General features: G+C 72.9%; 26 protein-coding genes. 15 read left to right on the forward strand and 11 right to left on the reverse strand.

Features of this window, described 5'->3' with window-relative positions:
- Window positions 1-23 precede the first annotated feature (23 nt).
- From ACIPPM_RS29755 to ACIPPM_RS29765, 3 genes are all read right to left on the reverse strand, one after another.
- Complete coding sequence (locus ACIPPM_RS29755) at window positions 24-884, reverse strand: Rieske 2Fe-2S domain-containing protein (RefSeq protein WP_401453353.1); 861 nt, start codon at window positions 882-884, stop codon at window positions 24-26.
- A gap of 146 nt (window positions 885-1,030) precedes the next feature.
- Window positions 1,031-1,255 carry a hypothetical protein gene (locus ACIPPM_RS29760; RefSeq protein WP_401453355.1) on the reverse strand — a complete coding sequence of 75 codons (225 nt, stop codon included), beginning with the start codon at window positions 1,253-1,255 and terminating at the stop codon, window positions 1,031-1,033.
- A gap of 68 nt (window positions 1,256-1,323) precedes the next feature.
- Window positions 1,324-1,566 (reverse strand): hypothetical protein, encoded by a 243-nt coding sequence (locus tag ACIPPM_RS29765; RefSeq protein ID WP_388999861.1) that lies wholly within the window; start codon window positions 1,564-1,566, stop codon window positions 1,324-1,326.
- Window positions 1,567-2,090: 524 nt separating this feature from the next.
- Between ACIPPM_RS29765 and ACIPPM_RS29770 the strand changes: the two genes are divergently transcribed.
- The 6 genes from ACIPPM_RS29770 to ACIPPM_RS29795 all read left to right on the forward strand — a co-directional run bounded on the left by ACIPPM_RS29770 (window position 2,091) and on the right by ACIPPM_RS29795 (window position 8,225).
- Window positions 2,091-2,741 carry a fasciclin domain-containing protein gene (locus ACIPPM_RS29770; RefSeq protein ID WP_401453357.1) on the forward strand — a complete coding sequence of 217 codons (651 nt, stop codon included), beginning with the start codon at window positions 2,091-2,093 and terminating at the stop codon, window positions 2,739-2,741.
- 100 nt (window positions 2,742-2,841) lie between these two features.
- On the forward strand, window positions 2,842-4,098 hold the full coding sequence (locus tag ACIPPM_RS29775) for an NAD(P)/FAD-dependent oxidoreductase (RefSeq protein WP_401453359.1): 1,257 nt from the start codon (window positions 2,842-2,844) through the stop codon (window positions 4,096-4,098).
- Window positions 4,092-4,823, forward strand: coding sequence for a DUF1365 domain-containing protein (locus ACIPPM_RS29780; RefSeq protein ID WP_401453475.1), 732 nt, complete (start codon window positions 4,092-4,094; stop codon window positions 4,821-4,823). Before ACIPPM_RS29775 ends, ACIPPM_RS29780 begins: the two co-directional genes overlap by 7 nt.
- Window positions 4,820-6,100: a class I SAM-dependent methyltransferase gene (locus tag ACIPPM_RS29785; RefSeq protein WP_401453361.1), complete on the forward strand. Its 1,281-nt coding sequence runs from the start codon at window positions 4,820-4,822 to the stop codon at window positions 6,098-6,100. Before ACIPPM_RS29780 ends, ACIPPM_RS29785 begins: the two co-directional genes overlap by 4 nt.
- The gene (locus ACIPPM_RS29790; protein ID WP_401453363.1) at window positions 6,097-7,425 is read left to right on the forward strand and encodes a class I SAM-dependent methyltransferase; all 1,329 of its coding nucleotides are present in this window, start codon (window positions 6,097-6,099) and stop codon (window positions 7,423-7,425) included. The genes ACIPPM_RS29785 and ACIPPM_RS29790 overlap by 4 nt, the downstream gene beginning before the upstream one ends.
- Window positions 7,422-8,225 (forward strand): DUF1295 domain-containing protein, encoded by an 804-nt coding sequence (locus tag ACIPPM_RS29795; RefSeq protein WP_401453365.1) that lies wholly within the window; start codon window positions 7,422-7,424, stop codon window positions 8,223-8,225. Before ACIPPM_RS29790 ends, ACIPPM_RS29795 begins: the two co-directional genes overlap by 4 nt.
- A 64-nt stretch (window positions 8,226-8,289) precedes the next feature.
- Here the strand turns inward: ACIPPM_RS29795 and ACIPPM_RS29800 are convergent, their stop codons facing one another.
- From ACIPPM_RS29800 to ACIPPM_RS29820, 5 genes are all read right to left on the reverse strand, one after another.
- Window positions 8,290-9,039, reverse strand: coding sequence for an anti-sigma factor domain-containing protein (locus tag ACIPPM_RS29800; RefSeq protein ID WP_401453367.1), 750 nt, complete (start codon window positions 9,037-9,039; stop codon window positions 8,290-8,292).
- Window positions 9,036-9,620 carry a sigma-70 family RNA polymerase sigma factor gene (locus ACIPPM_RS29805; protein WP_086694527.1) on the reverse strand — a complete coding sequence of 195 codons (585 nt, stop codon included), beginning with the start codon at window positions 9,618-9,620 and terminating at the stop codon, window positions 9,036-9,038. Before ACIPPM_RS29805 ends, ACIPPM_RS29800 begins: the two co-directional genes overlap by 4 nt.
- A gap of 130 nt (window positions 9,621-9,750) precedes the next feature.
- A complete protein-coding gene (locus ACIPPM_RS29810) occupies window positions 9,751-10,101 on the reverse strand; it encodes a hypothetical protein (protein ID WP_401453369.1) in 351 nt (116 codons plus the stop codon).
- Window positions 10,094-10,723, reverse strand: coding sequence for an Asp23/Gls24 family envelope stress response protein (locus ACIPPM_RS29815; protein ID WP_401453371.1), 630 nt, complete (start codon window positions 10,721-10,723; stop codon window positions 10,094-10,096). Before ACIPPM_RS29815 ends, ACIPPM_RS29810 begins: the two co-directional genes overlap by 8 nt.
- Window positions 10,720-11,241 (reverse strand): RNA polymerase sigma factor, encoded by a 522-nt coding sequence (locus ACIPPM_RS29820; protein WP_401453477.1) that lies wholly within the window; start codon window positions 11,239-11,241, stop codon window positions 10,720-10,722. Before ACIPPM_RS29820 ends, ACIPPM_RS29815 begins: the two co-directional genes overlap by 4 nt.
- A 361-nt stretch (window positions 11,242-11,602) precedes the next feature.
- Between ACIPPM_RS29820 and ACIPPM_RS29825 the strand changes: the two genes are divergently transcribed.
- The 7 genes from ACIPPM_RS29825 to ACIPPM_RS29855 all read left to right on the forward strand — a co-directional run bounded on the left by ACIPPM_RS29825 (window position 11,603) and on the right by ACIPPM_RS29855 (window position 16,802).
- Entirely contained in the window at window positions 11,603-12,106 is a 504-nt protein-coding gene (locus ACIPPM_RS29825) for an Asp23/Gls24 family envelope stress response protein (RefSeq protein ID WP_401453373.1), read from the forward strand.
- A 43-nt stretch (window positions 12,107-12,149) separates the two neighbouring features.
- Window positions 12,150-12,335, forward strand: a complete 186-nt coding sequence (locus ACIPPM_RS29830; RefSeq protein WP_161149876.1) for a hypothetical protein — start codon at window positions 12,150-12,152, stop codon at window positions 12,333-12,335.
- Window positions 12,332-13,285: a DUF6286 domain-containing Asp23/Gls24 family envelope stress response protein gene (locus tag ACIPPM_RS29835; protein WP_401453375.1), complete on the forward strand. Its 954-nt coding sequence runs from the start codon at window positions 12,332-12,334 to the stop codon at window positions 13,283-13,285. Before ACIPPM_RS29830 ends, ACIPPM_RS29835 begins: the two co-directional genes overlap by 4 nt.
- Complete coding sequence (locus tag ACIPPM_RS29840; protein ID WP_401453377.1) at window positions 13,285-13,857, forward strand: hypothetical protein; 573 nt, start codon at window positions 13,285-13,287, stop codon at window positions 13,855-13,857. Before ACIPPM_RS29835 ends, ACIPPM_RS29840 begins: the two co-directional genes overlap by 1 nt.
- Complete coding sequence (locus ACIPPM_RS29845) at window positions 13,847-14,743, forward strand: YihY/virulence factor BrkB family protein (protein WP_401453379.1); 897 nt, start codon at window positions 13,847-13,849, stop codon at window positions 14,741-14,743. The genes ACIPPM_RS29840 and ACIPPM_RS29845 overlap by 11 nt, the downstream gene beginning before the upstream one ends.
- Before the next feature lie 455 nt (window positions 14,744-15,198).
- Window positions 15,199-16,146: a histidine kinase gene (locus ACIPPM_RS29850; RefSeq protein WP_401453381.1), complete on the forward strand. Its 948-nt coding sequence runs from the start codon at window positions 15,199-15,201 to the stop codon at window positions 16,144-16,146.
- Window positions 16,143-16,802, forward strand: coding sequence for a response regulator (locus ACIPPM_RS29855; RefSeq protein WP_401453383.1), 660 nt, complete (start codon window positions 16,143-16,145; stop codon window positions 16,800-16,802). The genes ACIPPM_RS29850 and ACIPPM_RS29855 overlap by 4 nt, the downstream gene beginning before the upstream one ends.
- Window positions 16,803-16,833: 31 nt before the next feature.
- Here ACIPPM_RS29855 and ACIPPM_RS29860 read toward each other — a convergent pair whose 3' ends face one another.
- Window positions 16,834-18,057, reverse strand: a complete 1,224-nt coding sequence (locus ACIPPM_RS29860; RefSeq protein WP_401453385.1) for a cation:proton antiporter — start codon at window positions 18,055-18,057, stop codon at window positions 16,834-16,836.
- Window positions 18,058-18,364: 307 nt separating this feature from the next.
- Between ACIPPM_RS29860 and ACIPPM_RS29865 the strand changes: the two genes are divergently transcribed.
- The gene (locus ACIPPM_RS29865; RefSeq protein ID WP_401453387.1) at window positions 18,365-18,673 is read left to right on the forward strand and encodes a hypothetical protein; all 309 of its coding nucleotides are present in this window, start codon (window positions 18,365-18,367) and stop codon (window positions 18,671-18,673) included.
- An 18-nt stretch (window positions 18,674-18,691) separates the two neighbouring features.
- Here ACIPPM_RS29865 and ACIPPM_RS29870 read toward each other — a convergent pair whose 3' ends face one another.
- Both ACIPPM_RS29870 and ACIPPM_RS29875 read right to left on the reverse strand, forming a co-directional pair.
- Window positions 18,692-21,079: an RICIN domain-containing protein gene (locus ACIPPM_RS29870; RefSeq protein ID WP_401453389.1), complete on the reverse strand. Its 2,388-nt coding sequence runs from the start codon at window positions 21,077-21,079 to the stop codon at window positions 18,692-18,694.
- Window positions 21,080-21,154: 75 nt separating this feature from the next.
- Window positions 21,155-23,803, reverse strand: a complete 2,649-nt coding sequence (locus ACIPPM_RS29875) for a PA14 domain-containing protein (RefSeq protein WP_401453391.1) — start codon at window positions 23,801-23,803, stop codon at window positions 21,155-21,157.
- Between the two features lie 151 nt (window positions 23,804-23,954).
- Between ACIPPM_RS29875 and ACIPPM_RS29880 the strand changes: the two genes are divergently transcribed.
- The gene (locus ACIPPM_RS29880) at window positions 23,955-24,992 is read left to right on the forward strand and encodes a LacI family DNA-binding transcriptional regulator (protein WP_401453393.1); all 1,038 of its coding nucleotides are present in this window, start codon (window positions 23,955-23,957) and stop codon (window positions 24,990-24,992) included.
- Window positions 24,993-25,137 lie beyond the last annotated feature (145 nt).

The following is a 25,137-nucleotide window of genomic DNA, read 5'->3' on the forward strand; positions in this document are numbered from 1 at the left end:
CCCGACCCGTCCACAGGGCCGGTTCAGGCGTTCGCGGCCCGCACCAGCACCCGGTCCTGGGAGATCTTGACGTCCCAGTCGGGCTGGGCGACCGTCGCCGGGCCCCGCGTGACCTCGCCGTCCGACAGGCGGAACGCGCTGCCGTGCCAGGGGCAGCGGATGCAGCCGTCCGCGTCGACCTCGCCCTCGTCCAGCGGGCCACCGGCGTGCGTGCAGGTGGCCGAGAGGGCGTCCACCTTCCCGCCGTGCCGCACCAGCACCACCGGCACCCCGCCCGCGTCGACCCGCAGCGGCTTGTTCTCCTCCAGCGCGGTCAGCGCCGCCACGTCCGTCCACTTGCCCGTCGGCTCCTCGAACGCCGTGTGGTTGACGCCGATGCCGTTCACGTACGAGAGATGCCCGCCCAGGTAGGCGGATGCGCAGGTCAGGCCGAGGCCCACCCCGCTCAGTACGGCGCCGGCGCGGCGGCGCCCGGTCAGCCGGACCACCCAGGACGCGGACTGCAGGACGGTCGCCGCGCTGTTGAGCATGCCGTGGACCAGGCCGAGCCGCTGGGTGCCCCCGATGGTGTCGGCCCAGTCGGAGGCGCCGGTCGCGGCCGTCGGCACCACGGCGAGCACGCCGAACCCGACGAGCCTGCGGGCCGCCAGGGCGCCGCGTTCGCCCGCCGTCAGGTCCAGCAGCGTGGCCATGCCCCAGGCGCCGATGGGCACATCGGTGAGCACCGGGTGCAGCGCGTGGCCCAGCCAGGTACCGGAGAGCGCGTTCTTGACGGCGGTCGGCTGGGTCACCCTGTTCACCAGCTTGGCCGCCGGACCGGCGAGGGCGTCGAGCGCGGTGCGGTCCTCGATGTCTCGGATGACGTGCTCGATCTGCTTGGGCATGACACTCGCTCCTCGTAGCGTTCGGACCTGACGGGCCGGTGACCCGGGGGTCCACCGCCTCGCGCTCTCATCTGGACCGGGCTGCCTGCGCCCGAGCATCCCCGGCGGCCGGTACGGCAGTTCGCCGCCGGGGCCGGATGCCGTGTTCAGCGAGGCCACTCCCGTGGACCCGCGCCCCGCCACTCGACCCAACCCGCGCTCACGACGTCCGCCTCCTCCACCGACGCCAGGCCCTCCGGCGCGGCCCGGCGCAGGAACTCCACGACGTCCAGCACCGTGTAGGCCAGGCCGACGAACCGGTCCCCGACCCGCACCCGCCTGCCCCCGTCCGGGGCGGGCGGGTAGATCACGACGGGCATGTCCGGGGCCATGTCCCGAGGGTGGCCCAGGACCGCGGACGCCGCATGCCGGAGTGCTCCGCGGCGGCCCGGCGGGGCCGCTACTCCACGGCGGGGTCCTCGTGGGCGTGCCGCACCGCCTCCTGGACCTCCCGCTCCAGCGCGCAGCGGTCCTCACCGGTCCGGTCCGACCGCTCGGCGATGGCCGCGCACACGGCGTCATAAGCCGTGCGCCAGCGGCGCCGCTGGGCGTCGTACTCGCTCCCGGTGAGACCGGCCAGCTTGGCGCGTTCCACCTCGGCGGACCGTTCCAGGGCGATGAGGCTGTCGGGAATGTCTGCCACGTGGGGATCGTAAGCGCGGCGGCCGGAGGGCGCCTCTCGTGGTGCCGGACCGGTGGTCTCCCCGGCTGAGCCCGAGGAGCCGTACAGAGGCCTCCCCGGCTGAGCCCGGAGAGTCATATATCCGAGGCCGGAGGGCCGGAGGATTGGTTTCGATCTTTATTTCACCTGATCGGGGGAGTGACCAATCCGCTTCCGCAGCAGATCCGGATTCCCCACGTGAGGGATGAAGAGTGGGACCACCGATCGCCGGCCGCCCCGGCGCGCTTCGCACTGCGCGCGCCGCGCGAGCCGCTCGCGGGCTCTGCCGCGCCGGCGGACCGGGACCCGGCGGTAGGGGCCGCCGGGGGCCCACTCTTCGGTGGAGTCGGGGCGCCGACTGCCACGAGCCGCCCCGACTCCACCGGCATCCTGGCCGTACGGGCCGCCCCGCGCCGGAGACCTCCCCTCCACCCCGGATCACTCGTTCCCGCGACACCCCCCAGCGCGGCACTCGCCACGCGTCACCCTCAGGAGATGACAGAGAAATGATGACCACCCCCCGCGCCCGCCGTACCGCCGTCACTCTCGCTGCCGCCGCCGTGCTGCCGCTCGCGCTGAGCGCCTGCTCCTCCAGTGACGCCAAGGACAACTCCGGCTCCTCGGCCTCCGCCGCCGCCTCCTCGCCCATGGCGAGCCAGAGCATGAGCAGCGGCTCCACGGACCAGCCCTTCGGCCCGGCCTGTTCCTCGGTGCCGAAGGACGGTGCCGGTTCCTTCGACGGCATGGCCAAGGACCCGGTCGCCACCGCCGCCTCCAACAACCCGGCGCTGTCCACCCTGGTCACGGCGGTCAAGAAGGCCGGTCTGGTCGACACCCTGAACAACGCCCAGAACATCACCGTGTTCGCGCCGACCAACGACGCCTTCAACAAGATCCCGAAGGCCACCCTGGACAAGGTCCTCAACGACAAGGCCCAGCTGACGAAGATCCTGACCTACCACGTCGTCGGCCAGAAGCTCGCGCCCAAGGACCTGGAGAACGGCTCCTTCGACACCCTCGAGAAGTCGAAGCTGATGACCTCCGGCTCCGGCGAGTCGTACACCGTCAACGACAGCGCCAAGGTCGTCTGCGGCAACGTCAAGACCGCCAACGCCAACGTCTACATCATCGACACCGTCCTGATGCCCAAGAGCTGACCCCACCCGGCAGCGCCCGCCCGCTCCAGCGTCCCCGGAGCGGGCGGGCGCGCAGCCCTTTCCCCACCCAGAACCCCAACTCCCCGGAAGGGAACGCACGATGCGCCGAACCGCCGTCGTGGGCAGCGGAGTCGCCGGACTCACCGCCGCCCACGTGCTGCGCAGGGCCCACCACGTCACCCTGTACGAGGCGGACGACCGCCTCGGCGGCCACGCCCACACGCACGACCTCATAGCCCCGGACGGCCGCATCGACCGGGTCGACTCTGGTTTCATCGTGCACAACCGGCGCACCTACCCGAACCTGCTCCGCCTCTTCCGTGAACTCGGCGTCGCCACGCAGGAGTCGGAGATGAGCATGTCGGTGCGGTGCGAGGGCTGCGGCCTCGAGTACGCCGGTGCGCGCGGCGCCCGCGGCCTGCTCGCCCAGCCCCGCAACGTCCTGCGCCCGGCCTACCTGCGCATGCTCGCCGAGGTGCCCGCCTTCCACCGGGCCGCCCGCACCCTGCTGGAGCACGGAGGCCACTCCACGCTCACCCTGGGCCAGTTCCTGGACCGGTGCGGCTTCTCCCCGTACTTCCGGGCCCACTTCATGACCCCGCTGGTCTCCTGCGTCTGGTCCTGCGACGCGGAGACCGCGCAGCACTACCCGGCCGCCTACCTCTTCCGGTTCCTCGACCACCACGGCATGCTCTCCGTCACCGGCTCACCCGTGTGGCGCACCGTGACCGGCGGCTCACGCAGCTACGTCGACAAGGTCGCGGCGGAGATCCAGGAGGTCCGCACCAGCGCCCCCGTCCGCGGCATCCTGCGCCACGCCGACGGCGTCGACATCACCACGCACGACGGCTCCACCGAGTCCTACGACCATGTCGTCATCGCCGTCCACCCCGACCAGGCGCTCCGGCTCCTCGAAGACGCGACCGCCGACGAGAAGGAGGTCCTGGGCGCCTTCCGCTACTCCCGCAACGCCACCCTGCTGCACACCGACACCGCCCTGCTGCCCGAGGCCCCCGGGGCCCGCGCCTCCTGGAACTACCTGATGCCGAACTGTTCGGCGGGCGCGGACCGGGTACGCGTCACCTACGACATGAACAGGCTCCAGCGTCTCGACGCCTCCCCGCGCTACCTCGTCACCCTCGGCGGCGAGGACCGCGTCGACCCCGCACGCGTCCTCGCCCGGATGAACTACGAACACCCCGTCTATACCCCGGAGTCCGTCGCCGCACAGCAGCGGCTGCCCGAACTCGCCACCTCCGTCACCGCGTTCGCCGGCGCCTATCACGGCTGGGGGTTCCACGAGGACGGCTGCCGCAGCGGGGTCGCGGCCGCGAACGCCCTGGGGGTGACCTGGTGAGCACGCCCGCCCTCTATCCGTGCGTGGTCCGGCACACTCGCCGCGCCCCCATCCACCACGCGCTGCGCCACCGCACCTACATGTGGCTCATCGACACCGATCACATACCTGAACTACCCCTGCTGCTCCGCCCGTTGGCCCGGTTCCGGGCCCGCGACCACTTCACCGGCCGTGCCCCCTCGATCCGGGCCGCGCTCGACGGCTTCCTCGCCGAGCACGGCATCGACCTCGACGGGGGCCGCGTCATGATGCTCACCCACGCGCGCGTCCTCGGCCATGTCTTCAACCCCCTCACCCTGTACTGGTGCCACGACCGCGACGGCAGCCCCCGCTGTGTGGTCGCCGAGGTCCACAACACCTACGGCGGCCGCCACGCCTATCTGCTGCACACCGACGCGGCCGGAAAGGCCGACGTGGACAAGGAGTTCTACGTCTCGCCCTTCTATCCGGTGGACGGCCGCTACCACATGCGGCTCCCGCTGCCCGGCGACCGCCTCCAGCTCTCCCTGCGCCTGGACAGACCCGGCAGCCCGCCCTTCACCGCGACCGTCCACGGAACCCGCCGCCCGGCAACCCCGGGCGCGCTGCTGCGTCTGGCCCTGCGCCATCCGTGGTCCACCCTCGCGGTGTCCGCCGCCATCCGCTTCCACGGCATCCGCCTGTTCCTACGGGGCCTGCCGGTGCAACCGCGCCAGGTCCGCCACGACCCGGAGAACGCCACATGACCACAGCCCACCCCCGCCCCACGACCAGGACCGAGGCAGCCGCGGTCCCGGCCCCGGTGGACGCCGGCCGCTGGCCCGACGTGGCCGCCGTGCCGAAGGCGTCCCGGCCGGTACGTAGCGTCGCCGCCGCCGTCGTCCGGCACGCCCTCGGACGGCTGCCGCTCTGGGTACGGTTCCCCGACGGCACCATCCTGGGCCAGGGCGGACCGCTCATAGAGGTGCGGGACCCGGACGCCTTCCACGCCCGCATCGGCACCACGGGCCTGATCGGCTTCGGCGAGTCGTACATGGCGGGGGAGTGGGACGCCCCCGACCTGGTCGGCGCGCTCACCGTGCTCGCCTCCCACGCCGCCGAACTCGTCCCGGCCCCGCTGCAGCGCCTGCGCCGCCTGTGGGCGCTCCGGCAGCCCGCCGCCCAGCGCAACACCGCGACCGGTGCCCGCGACAACATCAGCCGCCACTACGACCTGTCCAACGACCTGTTCGCCCTGTTCCTGGACGACACCCTCACCTACTCCTCCGCCGTCTTCCGCGGCTTCCCCGCCGAGTGGGCGCTGCTCCCCGCCGCCCAGCACCGCAAGATCGACCGGCTGCTCGACCTCGCCGAGGTCGGCGAGGGCACCCGGCTGCTGGAGATCGGCACCGGCTGGGGCGAACTCGCCCTGCGCGCCGCCGCCCGCGGCGCCCACGTCACCTCGCTGACCCTCTCCCGCGAACAGCGCGACCTCGCCCGGCAGCGGGTGCGCGAGGCGGGCCTCGCCGACCGGGTCGCCATCGAACTGTGCGACTACCGCGAGGCCGAGGGCACCTACGACGCCATCGTCAGCGTGGAGATGATCGAGGCCGTCGGCGCCGAGTTCTGGCCCGTCTACTTCCGCACCCTCGATGCGCGCCTCGCCCCCGGCGGCCGGGTGGCCCTCCAGGCCATCACCATGCCGCACGACCGGATGCTCGCCTCCCGCGACACCCACACCTGGATCCAGAAGTACATCTTCCCCGGCGGCCTGCTGCCCTCCGTGGAGGCCGTCGACCAGACCGTGCGGGAGCACACCGGGCTCAGCATCACCCGCCGTGACGCGTTCGGCGCGCACTACGCCGAGACCCTGCGCCTGTGGCGGGAACGGTTCACCGAGCGCGCCGAGGAGGTCGACGACCTCGGCTTCGACCATGTCTTCCGCCGCCTGTGGACCTTCTACCTCGCCTACTCCGAGGCCGGATTCCGCTCCGGCTACCTCGACGTCCAGCAGTACCTGTTCACCAAGGAGCCCACCCGATGAGCCCGCTGAGCCTCCTCGGCACCCCCGCCCGCAGCGGCGCCGCCCACCGGATCGCCGCGCTCGTGGAGGACGCCCTCGGCACCCCGCTGCCCATCCGGCTGCGCGCCTGGGACGGCAGCGAGACCGGCCCGTCCGGCACCCCCGTCGTCGTACTGCGCTCCCGCCGCGCCCTGCGCCGCCTGCTCTGGCAGCCCGGTGAACTCGGCCTCGCCCAGGCGTACATCACCGGCGAGATCGACGTCGAGGGCGACCTCGCCGAGGGACTGCGCACCGTCTGGGCCGCCGGTCGCGAACGCGGCGCCCACACCCCGCGCCTCACCCTGGCCGACCGGGCCCGCGCGGTCGGGGAGGCCGTACGGCTCGGCGCGATCGGCCCCCGCCCGCCCGTGCCCGCCTCCCAGGCCCGGCTGCGCGGCGACCGGCACACCAAGGCCCGCGACCGCGCCGCCATCAGCCACCACTACGACCTGTCCAACGACTTCTACCGGCTCCTCCTCGACGACACCATGGCCTACTCCTGCGGCTACTGGACGGCCGAGGCCGGTGAGGACGGCGACCCCGTGGACGCCCAGCGCGCCAAGCTGGAGCTGATCTGCCGCAAGCTCGGCCTCACCGAGGGCGCCCGCCTGCTCGACATCGGCTGCGGCTGGGGCTCGCTGACCCTCTATGCCGCCGAGCAGCACAAGGCCCAGGTCACCGCCGTCACCCTGGCCCGCGAACAGGCCGCGTACGTCCGCGAGCAGGTCAAGAAGCGCGGGCTGGAGCAGCGGGTGGAGGTGGTCTGCCAGGACTACCGCGACATCACCGGCTCGGCCTACGACGCGGTCGCCACCATCGAGATGGGCGAGCACGTCGGCGACGCCGAGTACCCCGCCTTCGCGGCCGCCCTGCACCGGATGGTCCGTCCCGAGGGCCGGGTGCTGGTGCAGCAGATGTCCCGGGGCGCCAACGCGCCGGGCGGCGGCGCGTTCATCGAGGCGTACATCGCGCCCGACATGCACATGCGCCCCCTCGGTGACACGGTCAACCTCCTGGAGGCGGCCGGTCTGGAGGTGCGCTCGACGGAATCGATGCGCGAGCACTACGTGCGCACCGTCGCCGCCTGGCACCGGACCCTGGAGAGCCGCTGGGACGAGTTCGTCGCCCTGGTCGGCGCCGAGACCGCCCGCGTGTGGCGGCTCTACCTGGTCGGCGGGGCGCTCGCCTTCGAGGAGGGGCGGATGGGCGTGGACCAGATCCTCTCCGTGCGCCGGGACCGCGCGGGCGCCAGCGGGCTCGACCTGTCCGAGGCGGCCGACTGGTACCGGAACCTGGGGGAGCGGTGAGCGGCTTCCACTGGGGCGCCTTCGCGGCGAACCTCGGCTGGGCGGCGCTCACCGCGCTCGGCGTCATGGTGATCACCTTCGCCATCGCCGTCCGCAAGGGCATGCACCGGATCGTGGACATCGCCTGGGGCGCCGCCTTCGCGGTGGTCGCCCTGGCCACCTTCGGCGCGTCGGCGGGCGAGGGAGACCTCGCCCGCCGGGCCCTCGTCACCGCCCTCACCGTCGTCTGGGGCCTCAGGCTCGCCGTCCACATCGGACGGCGCGGCCGCGGCCACGGCGAGGACCCGCGCTACGAGGACATGCTCGGCAAGGCGTCCGGCAACCGGAACCTGTACGCCTTCCGCATGGTCTACCTGCTCCAGGGCGCCCTGGTCTGGCTGGTCTCCCTGCCCGTGCAGGCCGCCCAGTACGCCACCGGCCCCGTCTCCTGGCTCGCCTGGCTGGGGACGGCCCTATGGGCGGTCGGCATCTTCTTCGAGGCCGTCGGCGACGCCCAGAAGGCCCGCTTCAAGGCCGACCCCGCCAACCAGGGCCGCATCATGGACCAGGGCCTGTGGCGCTACACCCGGCACCCCAACTACTTCGGTGACTTCTGCGTCTGGTGGGGCCTGTTCCTCATCGCCTGCGACGGCGGCGCCGCCCCCGCCGTGGTCTCCTTCGTCGCGCCGCTGGTGATGAGCTATCTGCTGATCAACGGCAGCGGCAAGCGCCTGCTGGAGCGCCGCATGTCCGGCCGCCCCGGCTGGGCGGAGTACGCCTCCCGCACCAGCGGCTTCTTCCCGCTGCCCCCGCGCGGCTGACACCGGATCACGAAGGAGGGGAGCCCCGGATCACCGGGGCTCCCCTCCTCTCATGTCACGCCGCCTACGACGGCATGCTCAGCACCGTCACCGGCGCGGTCGTCGGCCTGGCCGAGCCGCCCGCCGGTTCCACGGTGACCCCGACGCCCGACGCCCCGTCCACCGCGCCCCGCATCAGCACCGACTGGCTGGCGCGTGCCGGGTCCATCAGGCCGGCGTTCCGCATCGTGCCGCCGTCGTCGAACCAGAGCTGGTACACCTTGCCCTTCGGCGGCTCGGGCATCTTCGACGACACGAACACCGCCCGGTCCTGCTCGGCGGACACCACCACGGTGCCGGTACCGCCCGCCACCTTCACCGTGCGGGACTTGGCGTCCGGCGCCGCCAGCACCCCGGCCAGCTCGGACGACTGCCGCTCCGCCCGCGCCGCCTGCTGCTGGGCGTCCTGCGCGCGGTCGTACTGCCACACCGCCGTACCGCCGAAGGCGGCGGCCGCCGCCACACACGCAGCCAGCGCCCAGCGGGTCCCGGCCGCGCCCAGGGTCTTGCTCCGGCGCACCCGCTCCACCGGGGTCGTCGCGGGCGTGAGCTGGCGCACGGAGCCGACGCGGTGCAGCACCTCCTCCCGCATCGCCGGACGCACCGGCACGGTCGCCGCCAGCGCCAGCCGGGCAGCGGCCGCCTCGAACTCCTCCACCTCACGGGTGCAGGACGGGCAGCCGGACAGATGCCGCTCGAAATCGGCACGCTCGTCGTCGGGCAGCGCGTGCAGCGCGTAGGCACCCGTCAGCGTGTGCGGATCGGTCATGGTCACGCGGTCACCCCCAGGCAGTCGCGCAGCCGGATGAGGCCGTCGCGCAGTCGTGTCTTGACGGTGCCGAGCGGCAGCGCGAGCGCCTCCGCGACTTCCCGGTAGGTCAGCCCCCGGTAATAGGCGAGCGTCACCGACTGGCGCTGGAGATCGGTCAGCGTACGCAGACAGCGCCGCACCTGCTCCTGCTCCAGCCGGGACTCCACCTGCTCGGTCACCTCGTCGTACTCCGGCGTACGGTCCAGCAGCGCCGCCTTGGTGTCACGGGCGGCGGCCGCCTCCACCGAGCGGACCCGGTCCACCGCGCGCCGGTGCGCCAGCGTCAGGATCCAGTTGATCGCGGTGCCCCGGTCGGGCCGGTAGCGCGGAGCGGTGCGCCAGACCTCCACCAGCACGTCCTGGGCCACCTCCTCCGACTGGGCCAGATCGCGCAGCACCGCCCGGACGACCCCGAGCACCGGACCGGCGACCGTGTCGTAGACCGAGGCGAACGCCTCCTGGTCTCCCAGGGCCACCTCGTGCAGCAACTGCTGCAAGTCCGGTTCCGCTGCCGGGTTCCTGCCGATGTAGACGGCTTCCTTCACAACTGTCCTCTCCAACGTTGCGCCGGGACGGGGCTCCCGCGTGTTCGCGCGGCAGTCGTCCCCACGTAATCCGAGGCCAGGAAGGCCGCGGATTGGTCACCCGGACCAATAACGACGACGGGTGCCGGGCTCAGACCAGCCCGGTGACGGTCACGGTGACCTTCGGCGGTTGCTCACCGGGCAGCAGCCCCGCCAGCCGCCCCTCGACGGACCGTACGACGTCACGGGCCACGTCGAGCGTGCGGACGTGCCCGCGCGCCACGACATGGATCTCCACCCGCCACGGCCCGGCCCCGTCCGGCCCGGTCAGCCGCACCCCGGCGGGCACCGCCCGGCCGCCGCCTGCCGCGCTCGCGCCGCGGGGCAGCGCCGAGCGCAGCCGCCCGCCCAGGCCCGGCCGCAGGAACGCCACCCCCGGCACGGCCTCCACGGCCGCGGCGATCTCTCCGGTGAGCGTAGTGCGCAGCGCGCGGTCAGTCATCGCTCGGCCCTTCCTCGAATCCGGCCGGAGCGTCCACGAGGTCGACGATCCGGACGTCCACCGACGCGGGCCGCAGCCCCAGCCGCAGCCGCGCCGCCTCGGCCACCCGCCGTCGTACCTCCTCGGCCACCTCCTCCAGCGGCACGCCCAGCGGGGCGTGCACCTCCAGGCGCACCGTCACCTCACCCCGCCCGGAGGCGTCCGGCGGGGTGATCCGGCACGAACCCGCGCGGACCCCGGTGACCGTCTCGGCGGCGGCCCGCAGGGTGCGCGCGGCGACCGCCTCCATCACCCACAGGTCCTCGTCGTCGTCCCCGAGCGGCACCGGACGGCCCGGCCGCAGCTCCATCCGGACCACGTCCATCACACGCCGGGTCAGCGCCGAGGGGTCGTAGCCGGTCTCCGCCGGGGCGGTCTCCTCGCGCAGCTCACGAACGGTCGACTCCAGCAGCGTCAACTCGCGGACCGCGTCCTTGCAGTGCGGGCAGGTCGCGCGGTGCGGGTCGGGATCGGCCTGCTCCCAGCCGTCCCAGACGCCGGACAGCAGCCGCCCGCAGGCGAGCCGCTCGTCGTCGCCGTCGGGCCCGGTGTACCGGTCGGGCGGGTCGGTGTGCGTGGTCATCGCCAGGCCCCCAGTGCTCGTGTCAGACAGCGTCGTGCGCGGAAGACGCGGGCGCGCACCGCCTCCTGGCTGATGCCGACCGTCTCCGCGATGAACTCGTAGGAACGTCCGTCCAGTTCGCGCAGCACCCAGCAGGCCCGCTGCTCCGCCGAGAGCTCGTCCAGCGCCCGGCGCATCCCGCGCACGGCGTCCCGCGCCTCGGTGATCCGCTCGGGGGAGTCGTGGTCCGGCGCCGCGAACTCCCCGGCAGCCTCCAGCGACGTCACCGGCCTGCGCGCCCGGAGGACGTTCAGACAGCGGTTGGTGACGATGCGGTAGAGCCAGGTGCCGAAGGAGGAGCGCCGCTGGAACTCCAGCAGCCTGCGCCAGGCGCTGATGAAGGCGTCCTGCACCGCGTCCTCCGCCTCCGCGCGGTCGCCCAGCAGCCGGGTGGCGAGGCCGACCAGCGCCGGGGCGTGCTCGCGGACCAGCACGGCGAACGCCTCCTCGTCGCCCTCGGCCGCACGCACCGTCAGCAGGTCGTCGTCCGGGCGTGCCGCCGTCGCCTCCCGTGCCGGGGTGTGGTCGGGCGCGCGTTCCGGTCCCGGATACGCGATCTGTCTACGGGCCCCCGACACCGGGCGGCTCCTCTCCGTCGTCCTGCCTCTTCGACACCTCGAAGGCGGCTCTGTGACGCCTTGTTCGCCGCGCCCCCTGTCCGCCGTGCCCCTCATCGGCTACTTCAGGCACGAAAACCCAGGTGGATGCAGGTTGCGGGGCGCGTCAGCGAGGGGAAGAGAGGCATCAGCGGAGAAAATCCGGGAATCCGCGTCACAGTCGTGGACCGGCCGGGTCCAACGGAACGACACCAGCAGTACGGCCCATCGAGAGGACCTGGTCATGAGCGTCCAGAGCGCGCCCGCCACCGGCATCGCCCCGGCGGGAACCACCACGAAGCCGCAGCCGTCCTCGACGGCCCTCGCGGGCGGCGCCACCGGAGCCGACGAGCCCGCCGCCACGCGCGGCCGGACCTCCATCGCCGATGTCGTCGTCGTCAAGGTCGCCGGGGTGGCCGCACGCGAGATCCCCGGCGTGCACGCCATGGGCGGCGGCCTGTCCCGCACCATCGGCGCCGTCCGCGACCGCGTCCCCGGCGGCCGCTCCAACGTCGGCCGCGGCGTCAAGGTCGAGGTGGGGGAGCGGCAGACCGCCATCGACCTCGACCTGGTCGTGGAGTACGGCGTCCCGATCGCCGACCTCGCCCGCGACGTCCGGGAGAACGTCATCGACGCCGTCGAGCGGATCACCGGCCTGGAGGTCGTCGAGGTCAACGTCGCCATCAACGACGTCCACCTGCCCGACGACGAGGACGGCACCCCGGAGACCACGTCCCGCGTGGCCTGACACCGGGCGTGGCGAAGCAGGGATCGAAGAAGGGGACGGAGAGATGGACAGAGCGCTGGTAGGGCTGATCGCCGGTATCGCGCTGGCGTTCGCGGGCTGGTTCGGCGGCTTCGGCGCGTTCCTGCTCGTGGCCGCGCTCGGCGCGGTGGGCTACGCGGTCGGGTACTGGTTCGACCGGGGCGGGCGCGCCGAGGACCTGCGGCACGCCTTCGAGCGGGGCCGCCGATGACCGCCCCCGAGCGGCGCGGCACCACCACGGTCTCCGACCGTGCCGTCCGCCGGATCGCGGGCCGCGCCGTCACCGAGGCGCTGCCCGGCCGCGCCGCGCGGGCGACCGGCTCCTCGGCCGCCGTGCGCGGTGGCCGGGCCGAGGTCGCGGTCGACGTGGCCCTGCCCTACCCCGCGCCGCTCACGCCCACGGTCCGCCGCGTCCAGGACCATGTGACCGCCCGCACCGCCGAGCTGACCGGCCTGGACGTGCGCACGGCCCGCGTCGGCGTCACCACGCTCACCCCGGACCGGATGACGGGACAGGAGGACACGCCGGAACGGGAGGTGGCCCCCGGCGGCCGGGTCCCGCGCCGCTGGTGGGCGCAGCGCAGGCTGCCCCTCGGCGTGCTCACCCTGCTCGCCACGCTGACCTGCGGCGCCCTCGCCACCGACCTGATCCTCGTGCACACCGGGCACCGCCCGGCCGCCGCCTGGCGCACCGGCGCCCTGCACTGGCTGTACGTGCACGGCCCCGGCGAACCCCCGGTCACCGCCGCCGCCGTCGGCTGCGTCCTGCTCGGCGTCTGGCTCATCGTCCTCGCCGTCACCCCCGGTCGGCGCGGCCTGCTCACCGCCCACTCCCCGGCACCGGCCACCCGGGTCGCCGTGGACCGTACGGCCGTCGCCGCCCTGCTCCGGGACACGGCCGCCGGGACCGAGGGCGTCGACACGGTCGCCGTACGGGTCCGGCGCCGCCGCGCCACCGTGCGCGCCGCACTGGCCTTCGGGGACCGCGCCGCCGCCCGCGAGCAGATCACCGAAGCCGCGCGCCGCGCCCTCGCCGAGTGCGGCCTGCGCCGCCCTCTGCGGCTGCGGGTCGCCGTACGCCCCCTGCCGGTGTGGACCCCGCCCCCGGCCGAACCGGCACCGGCGCCGCTGGGGGTCGTGGCGCCCGCGGGAGGCAACTGATGCGCACCGCCCTCAACCGCTGCGTCCTCGCCGTCACCGGACTGGCCCTGCTCGCCGCCGGAGCCTGGCTGGCCTCCGCCGACCCGACCCTCGGCACCCACCTGCCCGCCTGGTGGCCCGGGCCCTCCGACGACGTCACCTTCCTGAGCCCCGCCCGCCTCCTCGACGCCCGCACCCAGGGCTGGTGGACGCCCACCGTCATGGCCGCGTCCGTCGCCGCCACCGCGCTCGCCGCCCTCTGGTGCGCCCGCCAGTTCCACGGCGGCGGACGCCCGCTGATCACCCTGCCCGCACCCGGCTCCACCGTGCGCGCCCGCGCACTGGAGGAGGCCGTCGCCCGCGACGCGGCCGCCCTCGACGGCGTCGCCCGCTGCCGCGCCCGCGTCCTCGCCGGACGCGGCCGGATCACCGTACGGCTGCACCTCTGGCTCCAGCCCGACACCACCCCCGACGCCGTGCTGCCCGGCGTCACCCGGCTCCTCGGCCGGGCCGAGACGGCCGCCGCCCCCTGTCCCGTCGACGGCCGGGTGCGCCTCAGCGCCCGCCCCCACCAGGTACCGCATGTCCGCTGAACCACACGCCCCCGCCGCCACCCGCCCGCCCCCGCCCCGTCCCGGAGACTGGGGCGCGGCGCTGCGCCGCACACCCCTCTCCATGTGGCGCGACGACGTATCCGACGACGCCGCCGCCCTCACCTACTACGCCATCCTGACGGTGCTGCCCGCCCTCCTGGTCACTGTCATCGCCTTCGCGCTGATCAGCCCCGGTACGGCGGAACGGTTCATCACCCAGGTCACCGCCTACGCCCCCGCCGAGTCCGGCGGCGAACTCCACGACGTACTGGGCCGCATGCTGCGCCCCGACGCCGCGATCTGGCCGCTGCTGGTCGCCGGGTCGGGCAGCGCCATCTGGTCCGCCTCCAGCTATCTGGCCGTCTTCCGCCGCTCCCTGCACCGCATGCACCGCGTCGAGGACCACCGCTCGCCCCTGCGCAAGGCCCACCGCATCGTGCTGACCGCGCTGGCCCTGCTCGGCCTGCTCGTCGTCAGCGCCCTGGTCCTGCTGCTCACCGGGCCCGTAGCCGAGGCCGCCGGACGCTTCTTCGGCCTTGACGCCACGGTGGCCTGGGTGTGGCGCCTGCTGCGCTGGCCGCTGCTGCTCGGGCTCGCCGTCGTCCTGATCGTGATCGTCTTCCGCACCGGTCCCGTACAGGCCCGCCGACGCAGCCACAGCCTGCCCGGCGGAGTGCTCGCCGCCGCGCTGTGGATCATGGTGTCGGGCGGCTTCGCGTTCTACACCTCGGCGCTCGGCGGCTACAGCAGGCTCTACGGGTCGCTCGCGGGCTCGGTCGTGTTCCTGATCTGGCTCTGGCTGACCAACCTCGCGCTGCTCACCGGGGCGCAGTTCACGGCGGAGTTGAACCGCAACCCTGCCGAACCGTCCCCGCCTGCCGACTGAGCGGGGGCGGCCGCGGGCCGGGTCCAGCAGCTGGGCCGCGATCCCGCTGAGCACCAGCCCCGTCGCGATCAGCAGCCCGTGCGGCAGCACGATCCCCGCCGCCAGCAGCACCCCGCCGAGCGCCAGCAGCCACCAGCACCGCACACGGAAGGGGCGGGACCGGGCGCGCGGCGGGGGTGCGGGTCCGTGGCGCGGCCCGTCGTACGGGCCGCTCCGGGCGAAGCGCCCCCGCACCCCGGCCAGGGTCTCCTCGTCGTATGTGTGCATAGGGCGCCTCCCTCCGGTTCGCCTCCAGCATCCCGGCCGCACCACCCGCCCCACCATCGGGTACGACCCCCATTTCCGCGGCCCCCAGCCCCTAGGGGGTGCCCCCACGGATGGCGCCCCGCCCGCTCCCCGCACAGGCTGTAGCTGACGGGCCCGACCGCGGCCCGGCGGCCAGGAGGTGAGGCGCGGTGCCCCTGTTCTGGCGGATCTTCCTGCTCAACGCCGTCGTCCTGGTCGCGGCCGCCGCCCTGCTGCTCGGCCCCGTCACCGTCTCCACCCCGGTCCTGCTCACCGAGGCCGCCATCCTCACCGCGGGCCTCGCCGCGATGCTCGTCGCCAACGCCGTGCTGCTCCGCGTCAACCTCGCCCCGCTGCACCGGCTCAGCCGCGCCATGACCACCGCCGACCTGCTGCGGCCCGGCGTACGCCCACCGGTCGGCGGACACGGCGAGATCGCCGAGCTGATCACCGTCTTCAACGCCATGCTCGACCGGCTGGAGCAGGAACGGGCCACCAGCAGCGCCCGCGCCCTCTCCGCCCAGGAAGCCGAACGCCACCGCGTCGCCCAGGAACTCCACGACGAGGTCGGCCAGACCCTCACCGCCGTCCTCCTCGAACTGGGCCGTGTCGCGGGCCAGGCCCCGCCCAGGCTGCGCGAGGAACTCCACCAGGTGCAGGAGACCACCCGCGCCGGACTCGACGAGGTACGCCGCATCGCCCGCCGCCTGCGCCCCGGCGTCCTCGACGAACTCGGCCTGCTCAGCGCCCTCAAGGCCCTCACCACCGAGTTCTCCGGCCCTGGCCTCACCGTCCGCCACCGGCTCGGCACCGACCTGCCCCCGCTCGGACACGAGACGGAACTCGTCCTCTACCGCGTCGCGCAGGAAGGACTCACCAACATCGCCCGCCACGCCCACGCCCGGCACGCCGAACTCGCCCTCACCCGCACCCCGGCCGGTGTCGAACTCCGGGTCGCCGACGACGGCCGGGGCATCGACGGCGCCCCCGAGGGCTCCGGTCTGCGGGGCATGCGCGAACGCGCCCTGCTCATCGGTGCCCACCTCACCGTGCGCCCCCGCCCCGAGGGCGGCACCGAGATCCGCCTCACCGTTCCCGTCCGGAGCCGCCGACCATGACCGACCCGGCCCCCGCCCGCATCCTCCTCGCCGACGACCACGCCCTCGTCCGGCGCGGCGTCCGGCTCATCCTCGAGGGCGAACCCGACCTCACCGTGGTCGCCGAGGCCGACGACGGCGCCGAGGCGCTGACCCTGGCCCGCGACCACCGCCCCGACCTGGCCGTCCTCGATATCGCCATGCCCCGTCTCACCGGACTCCAGGCCGCCCGCGAACTGTCCCGCACCCAGCCCGAGACCCGCGTCCTCATCCTGACGATGTACGACAACGAACAGTTCTTCTTCGAGGCCCTGGCCGCCGGAGCCTCCGGCTACGTCCTGAAGTCCGTCGCCGACCGCGATCTCGTCGAAGCCTGCCGCGCCACCCTGCGCGGCGAGCCCTTCCTCTACCCCGGCGCCGTCAACGCCCTCATCCGCGACTACCTCGACCGGGTCCGCGACGGCCGCGCGCTGCCCTCCCGGGTCATCACCGGCCGCGAGGAGGAGATCCTCAAACTGGTCGCCGAGGGCCACACCACCCAGCAGATCGCCGACCTCCTGGTCATCAGCCCCAAGACGGTCGAACGCCACCGCGCCAACCTGCTGCAGAAACTCGGCCTGAAGGACCGCCTGGAACTCGCCCGGTACGCCATCCGGGTGGGCCTGATCGAACCCTGACCAACCGCTCCGCGAGAACCGGCGCCTCGACCTACCGCTCCGCGGGAACCGGCGCCTCCTCCTCGGACGGCGCCGGGGACGGCGGAGCCGGACGCACCGCCCGCATCGCACGCGCCAGCAGATCCGCCCGCTTGGCGATGACCGGCCCGAGGATCGCCAGCACCAGGACGTACCCCGCGATGAACGAGGACAGTCGCCCGTCCAGCCCCGCGCTCGCCGCCATCGCGCCCAGGATCAGGGCGAACTCCCCGCGCGCCACCAGCGTGGTGGCGATGTCGGCGGCGGGCTCCGGCCCGTACCCGTAGGAACGGGCCACCAGCAGACCGGCGAGCACGTTCATCACGATGGTCAGCGCCGCCGCCGCGGCCACCGGACCCGCCACCGACGCCAGTCGGGCCGGGTCCAGCGCCAGCCCGAAGGCGAAGAAGAAGATCGCCGCGAACGCGTCCCGCAGCGGATGCACCAGCTGCCGGATACGCGGCCCGGACGACGTCCCCGCCAGGATCAGCCCCACCATGAACGCGCCGATCGCGTCCGCCACCCCCAGCAGCTCCGACACCCCGGCCACCAGCACGGCCGCGCCCAGGAAGCTGATCACCAGCAGCTCGTTGTCGCGGACCTGGATCAGCCGCCCCACCAGCCGGGTGCCCCACCGGGCCGCGGCGGCCAGCACCAGCAGGAAGCCGAACGCCTTCGCCGCCTGCAACACCGTCTCCCCGGCCCCCTCCGCACCCCCGATCACCGGCTGGAGCGCGGCGAGATACAGCGCGAGGAACAGGTCCTCCACCACGATCACCCCGAGGATCAGCCGGGTCTCCGGGCGGCTGATCCGGCCCAGGTCGATGAGGATCTTGGTGACGATCGCGGAGGAGGAGATACCGAGGACACCGGCGAGCACCAGCGCCTCCCGCGCACCCCAGTCCAGGGCGAACCCGAAACCCAGGCCCGCGCCCACGTTGAGCAGCAGATAGATGCCGCCCGCCGTCAGCAGCCGTCTGCCGCCGCGCCGGAGGTCGTCCAGCTTGAACTCCAGCCCCAGATAGAACAGCAGCAGCACCAGCCCGAGCGCGGACAGCATCTCGAAGTCGTGCGGGTCCGACACCAGCACCAGACCGGGGGTGTGCGGGCCGAGCAGCAGACCGGCCAGCATGAACAGCGGGATCGTCGGCACCCCGAAGCGGGCGCCCAGCCGGGCGAGGAAGGCGGCGGCCAGGAAGGCGCCGCCCATGGCGAGCAGGGTGTCGGCATGTCCCACGGGCCACCTTCGCCTTCCTTGCGGACGCGCGAAGGGCCTGGTCCCCGGAAGCGGTCCGGGCATGGAGGCCCCGTGCCGTCGACGGTCCCGGTTCGGGTCGCGGGGGCCATGACACCGTCGCACGCCCGCGCACCGCGCCACCATCGGTGCTGACCCCCATACCGGGACGGGTCCGACACCCATACGCGACCGCGCAAGCCGTACGGCGAACGCCCCGCGACGAATTGCCGACCGCCGCCCGCCGTGTTTCGTTGGGTGCTGAGCCGCCCCCGTCCCGGTGGCGGCGCCCTGTCCGGCTGGAGGAACCGTGGCCGAGAAGTTCGTGCAGATCATCGCCTTCGAGACCGACCGCATCGACGAGATGCGCACCCTGGCGATGGACATCGACCGGCGTTTCGGGGGCATGGAACACGGCCCCAGCTACCAGGCCGTCCTCAAGGACAAGAGCAAGGACGACCGCTACTACGAGGTGCTGGAGTTCGCCTCCCTGGAGGCCGCGGGCCGCAGTCGCCACGACCCCGAGGCCCGTGCCTTCGCCGAGCGCATGGCGGCCCTGTGCACCAGCCCGCCCTCGTTCATCGAGTGCGACCTGCTGGAGTCGTCCCGGCCCAGCTGACCGGGACGACTCCCACGGTTAGCCGATCCGCCACAGATGGTCGTCGGTGCCGTTGTCCGCGAACTGCACGACCTGCGCGCTGTTCGCCGTGGACATCCGGTCCACCCCGAGCACCTTGCCGCTGTGCTTGTTCTGGAGCCGGAACCAGCCGTCACCGCTGTCCAGGCGCCGCCACAGATGGTCGTCCGTGCCGTTGTCCTCGTACTGGACGACCAGCGCGCTGTCGGCCGTCGACATGCCGTCCACGCCCAGCACCTTGCCGCTGTGACCGTTGCGGACCAGGAACCAGCCGTCCCCGCGGTCGAGCAACTGCCAGGCGTGGTCGCCGGTCGGCGTGTCGTCGAACTGCACCACCCGGGCGCTGTTGGCCGTGGACATGTTGTCCACGGCGAGCACCTTGCCGCTGTTCTTGTTCCGAATCCGCCGGAACGGCGGCTCCGGGGTCCACGGGCGGCCGTCCGGCGCGGCGGTCGGGAAGCTGCTGATCCGCAGCCGCGCCGCCCCCATCGGGACCAGCGTGACCGTCTCCACGGGGGCGGCGGACCGGGCCGGACTCGGCTGGAGCGGCGCGACCACGTGCTCATCGTCCGCGACCCACTCGGCGACACGGCGGGCCCGCGCCGTCATCCGTACGGGCGTGCCCTCCAGGGTGAACGGGTTGGCCGGGACCGCGCCCCCCGCCCGGACGAACTCCGGCACCGCGCCCGGCACCAGCCCGTAGTTCCACGGGGTGGTGGCGTGCACCTCGTACTCGGGGAAGGTGTCGTCGCCCGCGTACCGGACGTAGCGCTCACCGATCTTCAGCGCGTAGGTCAGCGGGCCGTGCGCCACGCTGACCGCGTTCTTGCCGCCCGTCCAGGTGCGTACCGTCGTGCGCTGGGGCAGCTTCAGGGCGACGATGTCGCCGTTCGCCCAGGTGCGGTCCACGGTGACGAAGGTAGGGCCCGGACGCGCGGCCACCGCCTGGCCGTTCACCGTGAGCACCGGGTCCGCGCACCAGCCCGGCACCCGCAGCCGCAGCGGGAAGCGGACCGGCTTGGGCGTGGAGAGGGTGAGCCGGACCGTCTCGCCGAAGGGGTAGTCGGTCTCCTCGGTGACGGTGACCCGCGTGCCCCCGGCCACGGTGGCCGTCACCTGGCTCGGCGCGTAGAGAGCCGCCGCCAGACCCTGGTCCGGGGTGACCAGCCACAGCTCCTCGGTGAAACAGGGCCAGCCCATGCCGTAGTTGTGCGGACAGCACCGGTAGTTGTCGACGCCGGGCTGGAACGACTGCATGGCGAAGCCGTTCTGGAACTGCCCCTGCGTCTTCGCCGCGTTGTCGAGGTCGACGCTGTTGGCGCTGGTGATGTAGTGCACCGCCTTGCCCTGCGGATCGAGCGCGGCGGGCAGCATGTTGAACGCCAGCTCCTCGCAGCGGTCCGCCCACACCGGGTCCCCGGTGACCCGGGTGAGCAGCTCGTGGCTGGCCATGAACTCGACGATCCCGCACGTCTCGAACCCCTGCCGCGGATCACCGAAACCGGCCCGCAGATTCTCGTCCCCGGCAAACCCGCCACCGGGGAACTGACCGTACACACCCAGCACTTGGTCGTACGTGCGGTACGTGGCACTCGTGTCCGAGGCCGAGCCGGAACGCCGGGCGTACTGGGCCGGTTCGCGGAAGCCCTGCGCGATGTTGACGTTGTGCGGGGAAGGCAGCGGGCCGGTCCAGTCGGCGCCCCACGTGTGCATCTTGTCGGCGAGGTCCAGCAGGAAGGCGTCGCCGGTACGGTCGTGCAGCCACAGCGCGACGTCGAGGCCGTCGCCCCAGCGGGTGGCGATCCAGCTGTGGTCGAAGGCGCCCTTGCCCTGGGCGTTCATGAAGGTCAGGAAGCGGGTCAGGAACGGGATGATCCGCTGGTCGCCCGCGTACTCCTGCCAGGTGCGCAGCGCCATCAGCAGCGGCAGGAACGGCCAGAAGTCGGGGCCGCCGTCCAGCGAGGTGCGCAAGCCGCGCGGGCCGAAGAACCCGTCGGACTGCTGGGTGGCCAGCACCGCGTCGATCCAGCGGCGGGCTCTGGCCAGCGCGTCGGCGTCCCCGGTGGCGATGGCGAGTGGGACGAAACCCCGTAGCCAGTAGGGCAGTTCTTCCCAGCCGGGCTTCTCGGGGTGCACCCAGCCGGAGTTGTCGAAGTCGAGGAAGTGCGAGCGCCGGTCGTAGCGCCCGCACAACCCGTCGAGCTGAAGTCTGAGCTGTCCGGCCAGCCAGCCGCGGGCGGTGATGCTGCCTGGCGCGAGCCTGGTGAAAGCGGCCGGTGCGAGGGCTCGGGCGGCGCCGGGGGCGGCGTACGCGAGGGGGCCGGACAGTGCGGCCGAGCCCAGCGCCAGCGCGCCGCCGGCCAGGAAGTGACGTCGAGGGAGGGACATGCGGGCGCTCCTGGGGGTGAGTCCGGCATGGGGACACGCGGCCCGCCCCCACGGGGGAGCGGGCCGCGCGGTAGGTCAGGAGGTGCAGGTGAGCGTGCCGTTCTCGGCGCCCTTGATCAGCGCCTCGTGCGCGGCGTGCAGTCGCTTGGTGTCGGCCTTGAGGACCTTGCGGTCATAGGTGAGGAGGCCGTTCAACTCGCCCTCGACGTCCGTGATCTGGGTGTACACGGCGCCGTTGCTGCCCTTGCAGGCCGCGAGCTGCTCGACCTCCTTCAGCCGGTCGAGGTAGACGTCGGTGTACGTCTCCGGGGTCACGCCGACATAGGTCATCTGGACCGGGAAGGCGTGTCCGGGGACACCCAGGCCGAGGCCGCCGTACTCGCCGCTGACCAGGGCCCTGCGGCCGTCCGCCTGCGGGACCTGGGGGCTGGGGTAGCCGTGGGCGTCGGCGATGTCGCCGTTGCCGCCGTCCACCGCGCCGCAGCAGTTCAGGCCGCTCATGTTGTTGACCAGCCGGGTCGGGTCGAGGGACTTGGCGTAGTCCGCGATCCGCGCCTGGTCGTACTGGCCCCAGCCCTCGTTGAAGGTGACCCACATGACCACCGACGGGTGGCTGTCGTGCTGGAGGATCATCTCCTTCAGCTCGTGCTCGTACTCGGTACGGGCCGTCGCCGACGGGTTGACCGTGTTCATCGCGGGCATGTCCTGCCAGACCATGAGGCCCAGCTTGTCCGCCCAGTAGTACCAGCGGTCCGGCTCCACCTTGATGTGCTTGCGCACCGAGTTGTAGCCGAGCTGCTTGTGCACCTTCAGGTCGTAGGCGAGCGCGTCGTCGGTCGGCGCGGTGTGCAGGCCGTCCGGCCAGAAGCCCTGGTCCAGGGTGGCCATCAGGAACTCCGGCTTGCCGTTGAGCAGGACGCGCTGCTTGCCGTCCACCGTCTTGACCTCGACCGAGCGCATACCGAAGTAGCTGCCCACCCGGTCGGTGTCGTTGCCGCGGCCCACGGTGACCTTCAGCTGGTACAGGTGGGGGTCGTCCGGGGTCCACAGGTGCGGGCGGGGGACCGGCACCGAGAACGCCTTGCCACCGCTGCCGCTCGCCCGGCCGACCTCGCGGTTGCCGTCGTAGGCCACGGCCGTGACCGGCACGCCGTCCCGGACACCGCGCACGCTCACCGAGACCGAGCGGTTCGCCAGGTCGGGGGTGGTCTTCACGTCCTCGGCGCGGTCCCGGCCGACCGGCTCCATCCACACCGTCTGCCAGATACCGGAGCTGGGCGTATACCAGATGCCGCTGGGGTCGAGGCGCTGCTTGCCCATCGGCGGGTTCTCGCCGTTCGCCGAGTCGGTCGGGTCGTAGACGCCGACGATCAGCTCCTGGAGGCCGCCGTTCTTCCGCAGCGCGTCGGTGACGTCCAGGCTGAACCGGTCGTAACCGCCCTTGTGCTCACCGACCTTCTTGCCGTTGACGTACACCACGGCCTGCCAGTCCACCGCGTCGAAGTTGAGCTGGAGGCGGCGCGTGCCGTGCACCTGCCAGTCGGCGGGCACGGTGAAGGTCCGCTTGTACCACATGCGGTCCTCGTGCCGTTCGATCCCGGAGAGCTGGGACTCGACGGGGTAGGGCACCAGGATCTTCTCGCCCAGCTTCTTCTTGCCGGTGGGCGGCTGCTCGCCCGCCTCGGCGCCCGCGAACTCCCAGGTGCCGTTGAGGTTCTTCCACTTGTCGCGGGTCAACTGCGGCCGCGGGTACTCCGGATGGGCGTTGGTGGGGCTCACCTGGTCGGCCCAGGGGGTGCGGAGCTGGTACGTGGAGTGGTTGCTGCCCGTGCTCCAGAAGTCGGCGACCGCGACGCCGTCGGTGCCGGTCAGGCCGCCCTTGCCGTCGTAGCGCAGGTCCGCATAGCCGCCGTGGCCGCCGACCACCGGCTCCGTCAGCGGGACGATCAGCCTGCTGGGGTCGGACGGGTCCAGCTTGGCGGTGCCGCGCGGCCAGGCGGAGCCACCGACATCGATGTCGAGGTGCTCGTCGAACCCGGCCGGGGGAGCGGCGAGCTGCTGGGCGAAGTCCAGAACCAGGGTCTTGCCGTCCGGCTGGATCGCCGAGTCCAGCGGGCCGTTGTAGGTGAACCCGTCCGGCAGGCTGAACGCCGACTGCGGGATCGCCTCCTTGGCACCGCCGGGCGGTGTCCAGCGCACATGCAGGTTGGAGCCGCCGTAGTGCTCGAAGTACTCCACCTTGATGTCATAGGCGTGACCGGCTTCCAAGGTGACGGGCGCCGAGTTCTGCTCACGGTCCCAGTCGTCCACCCAGTGGTCGATGACCTCCTTGCCGTCGACCCACAGCCGGAAGCCGTTGTCGCCGGAGATCGAGAAGGTGTGCGCGCCGGTCTTCTCCGGGGTGAGGCGCCCGGTCCAGCGCACGCTCACGTCGTCCTGCTGGCCGGTGCGGGCCTTCAGACGGGGTTCGAGGTCGGGGAAGTCGAGCGAGGGGTCGAAGGCGGTCGCCTTCAGCGTGGCGAAGTCGAAGGCTCCGGACGCCGACTGGGTGTAGTACTCACCCTTGAGACCGTGGGCCTCGGCCGGCCCGTCGGCCTTCGGCGCGGCCGGTGATGCCGGGGACGCCTGGGAGGCGGCGGCGCCGGAGACCACGAGCGTCAGGGCGGTGAACGCGGAGGCCAGCCAGCGGTGCGGGCGGGACCTGCGGCGAGAGGATGGTGGCACGAGTACCTCCGGGGGAAACGGAGTTGCGGGTGCGTGCTCTGCCCGTGCTCCAGCACATCTTGTATAACGTTGGAAACAAGGGCAGTTGGCATGAGAACACGCCTCCTGCGCTCTGTCCAGGTGTCTGACACGAGGCGTGGGAGGACTGAGGATGCACGTGAGTCTGAAGGACGTGGCCGAACGTGCGGGGGTCTCCGTGAAGACCGTCTCGAACGTGGTCAACGACTATCCGCACGTCACCCCGGCCATGCGGGCCCGCGTCCAGTCGGCCATCGACGAGCTGGGCTACCGGCCGAATCTGACCGCCCGTCATCTGCGCAAGGGCCGCACCGGAATCATCGGCCTGGCCGTGCCCGAACTCGGCAACTCCTACTTCGCGGAGCTCGCCGGTGCCGTCATCGACGCCGCCGCCCAGCACGAGTACACCGTCCTGCTCGACCACACCCAGGGTCGCCGCGAACAGGAGATCCTGGTCTGCCAGGGCTTCCGCGCCCGGGTCATGGACGGCCTGATCCTCAGCCCGCTGGAGCTGGAGACCGAGGACCTGGCCGCCCGCCGCGACGACGCCCCGCTGGTCCTGCTCGGCGAGCGCCGCTACGACCTGCCCTACGACCACATCGTCATCGACAACATCGCCGCCGCCCGCGCCGCCGTACGCCATCTGCTCGCCCTCGGCCGCCGCCGCATCGCCTTCCTCGGCGCCCGCCGGGACCGCTCCCACCAGCCCGCCCACCTGCGGTTCATCGGCTGGCAGGCCGAACTGGCCGCCTCCGGGGTGGTGGTGGACGAACGGCTGGTGGCCACCACCACCGGCTGGGGCCACGAGGACGGCGCGCGCGCCATGGCGGAGCTGCTCGACTCCGGCGAGCGCCCGGACGGGGTGTTCGCCTACAACGACCTGGTCGCGCTGGGTGCGATGCGGGTGATGTCCGAGCGGGGCCTGCGGGTGCCCGAGGACATCGCCGTGGTCGGCTTCGACGACATCACCGAGTCCCGGTACGCCGCCGTCACCCTCACCACCGTCTCCCCGGACAAGGAGGCCATCGCCCGGCTCGCCGTCGAGTCCGTCGTCGGGCGGCTCAAGGGTGACCAGAACCAGGAGACTCCCCGAGCCGCGCGCCTGCTCCAGCCCGGCTTCACCCTGGTGGAACGGGAGAGCACCCTCGGACGGCGTCCGCACTCGTTCTGACCAGCGTAAATCCCGTGTCACAAGCCCCAGTTGGCGCTGGTATCGGTTCGGTGTCGCCCGGCGCAAGGTGTTTACACGGCACTTCCAACGATGTAAAAAGCATCCTGATCTGGTCACGGCCGGACGGCCTTCCGCAGTCCCGAAG

Source organism: Streptomyces sp. NPDC090119, from assembly GCF_044747085.1.
Lineage (GTDB): Bacteria > Actinomycetota > Actinomycetes > Streptomycetales > Streptomycetaceae > Streptomyces.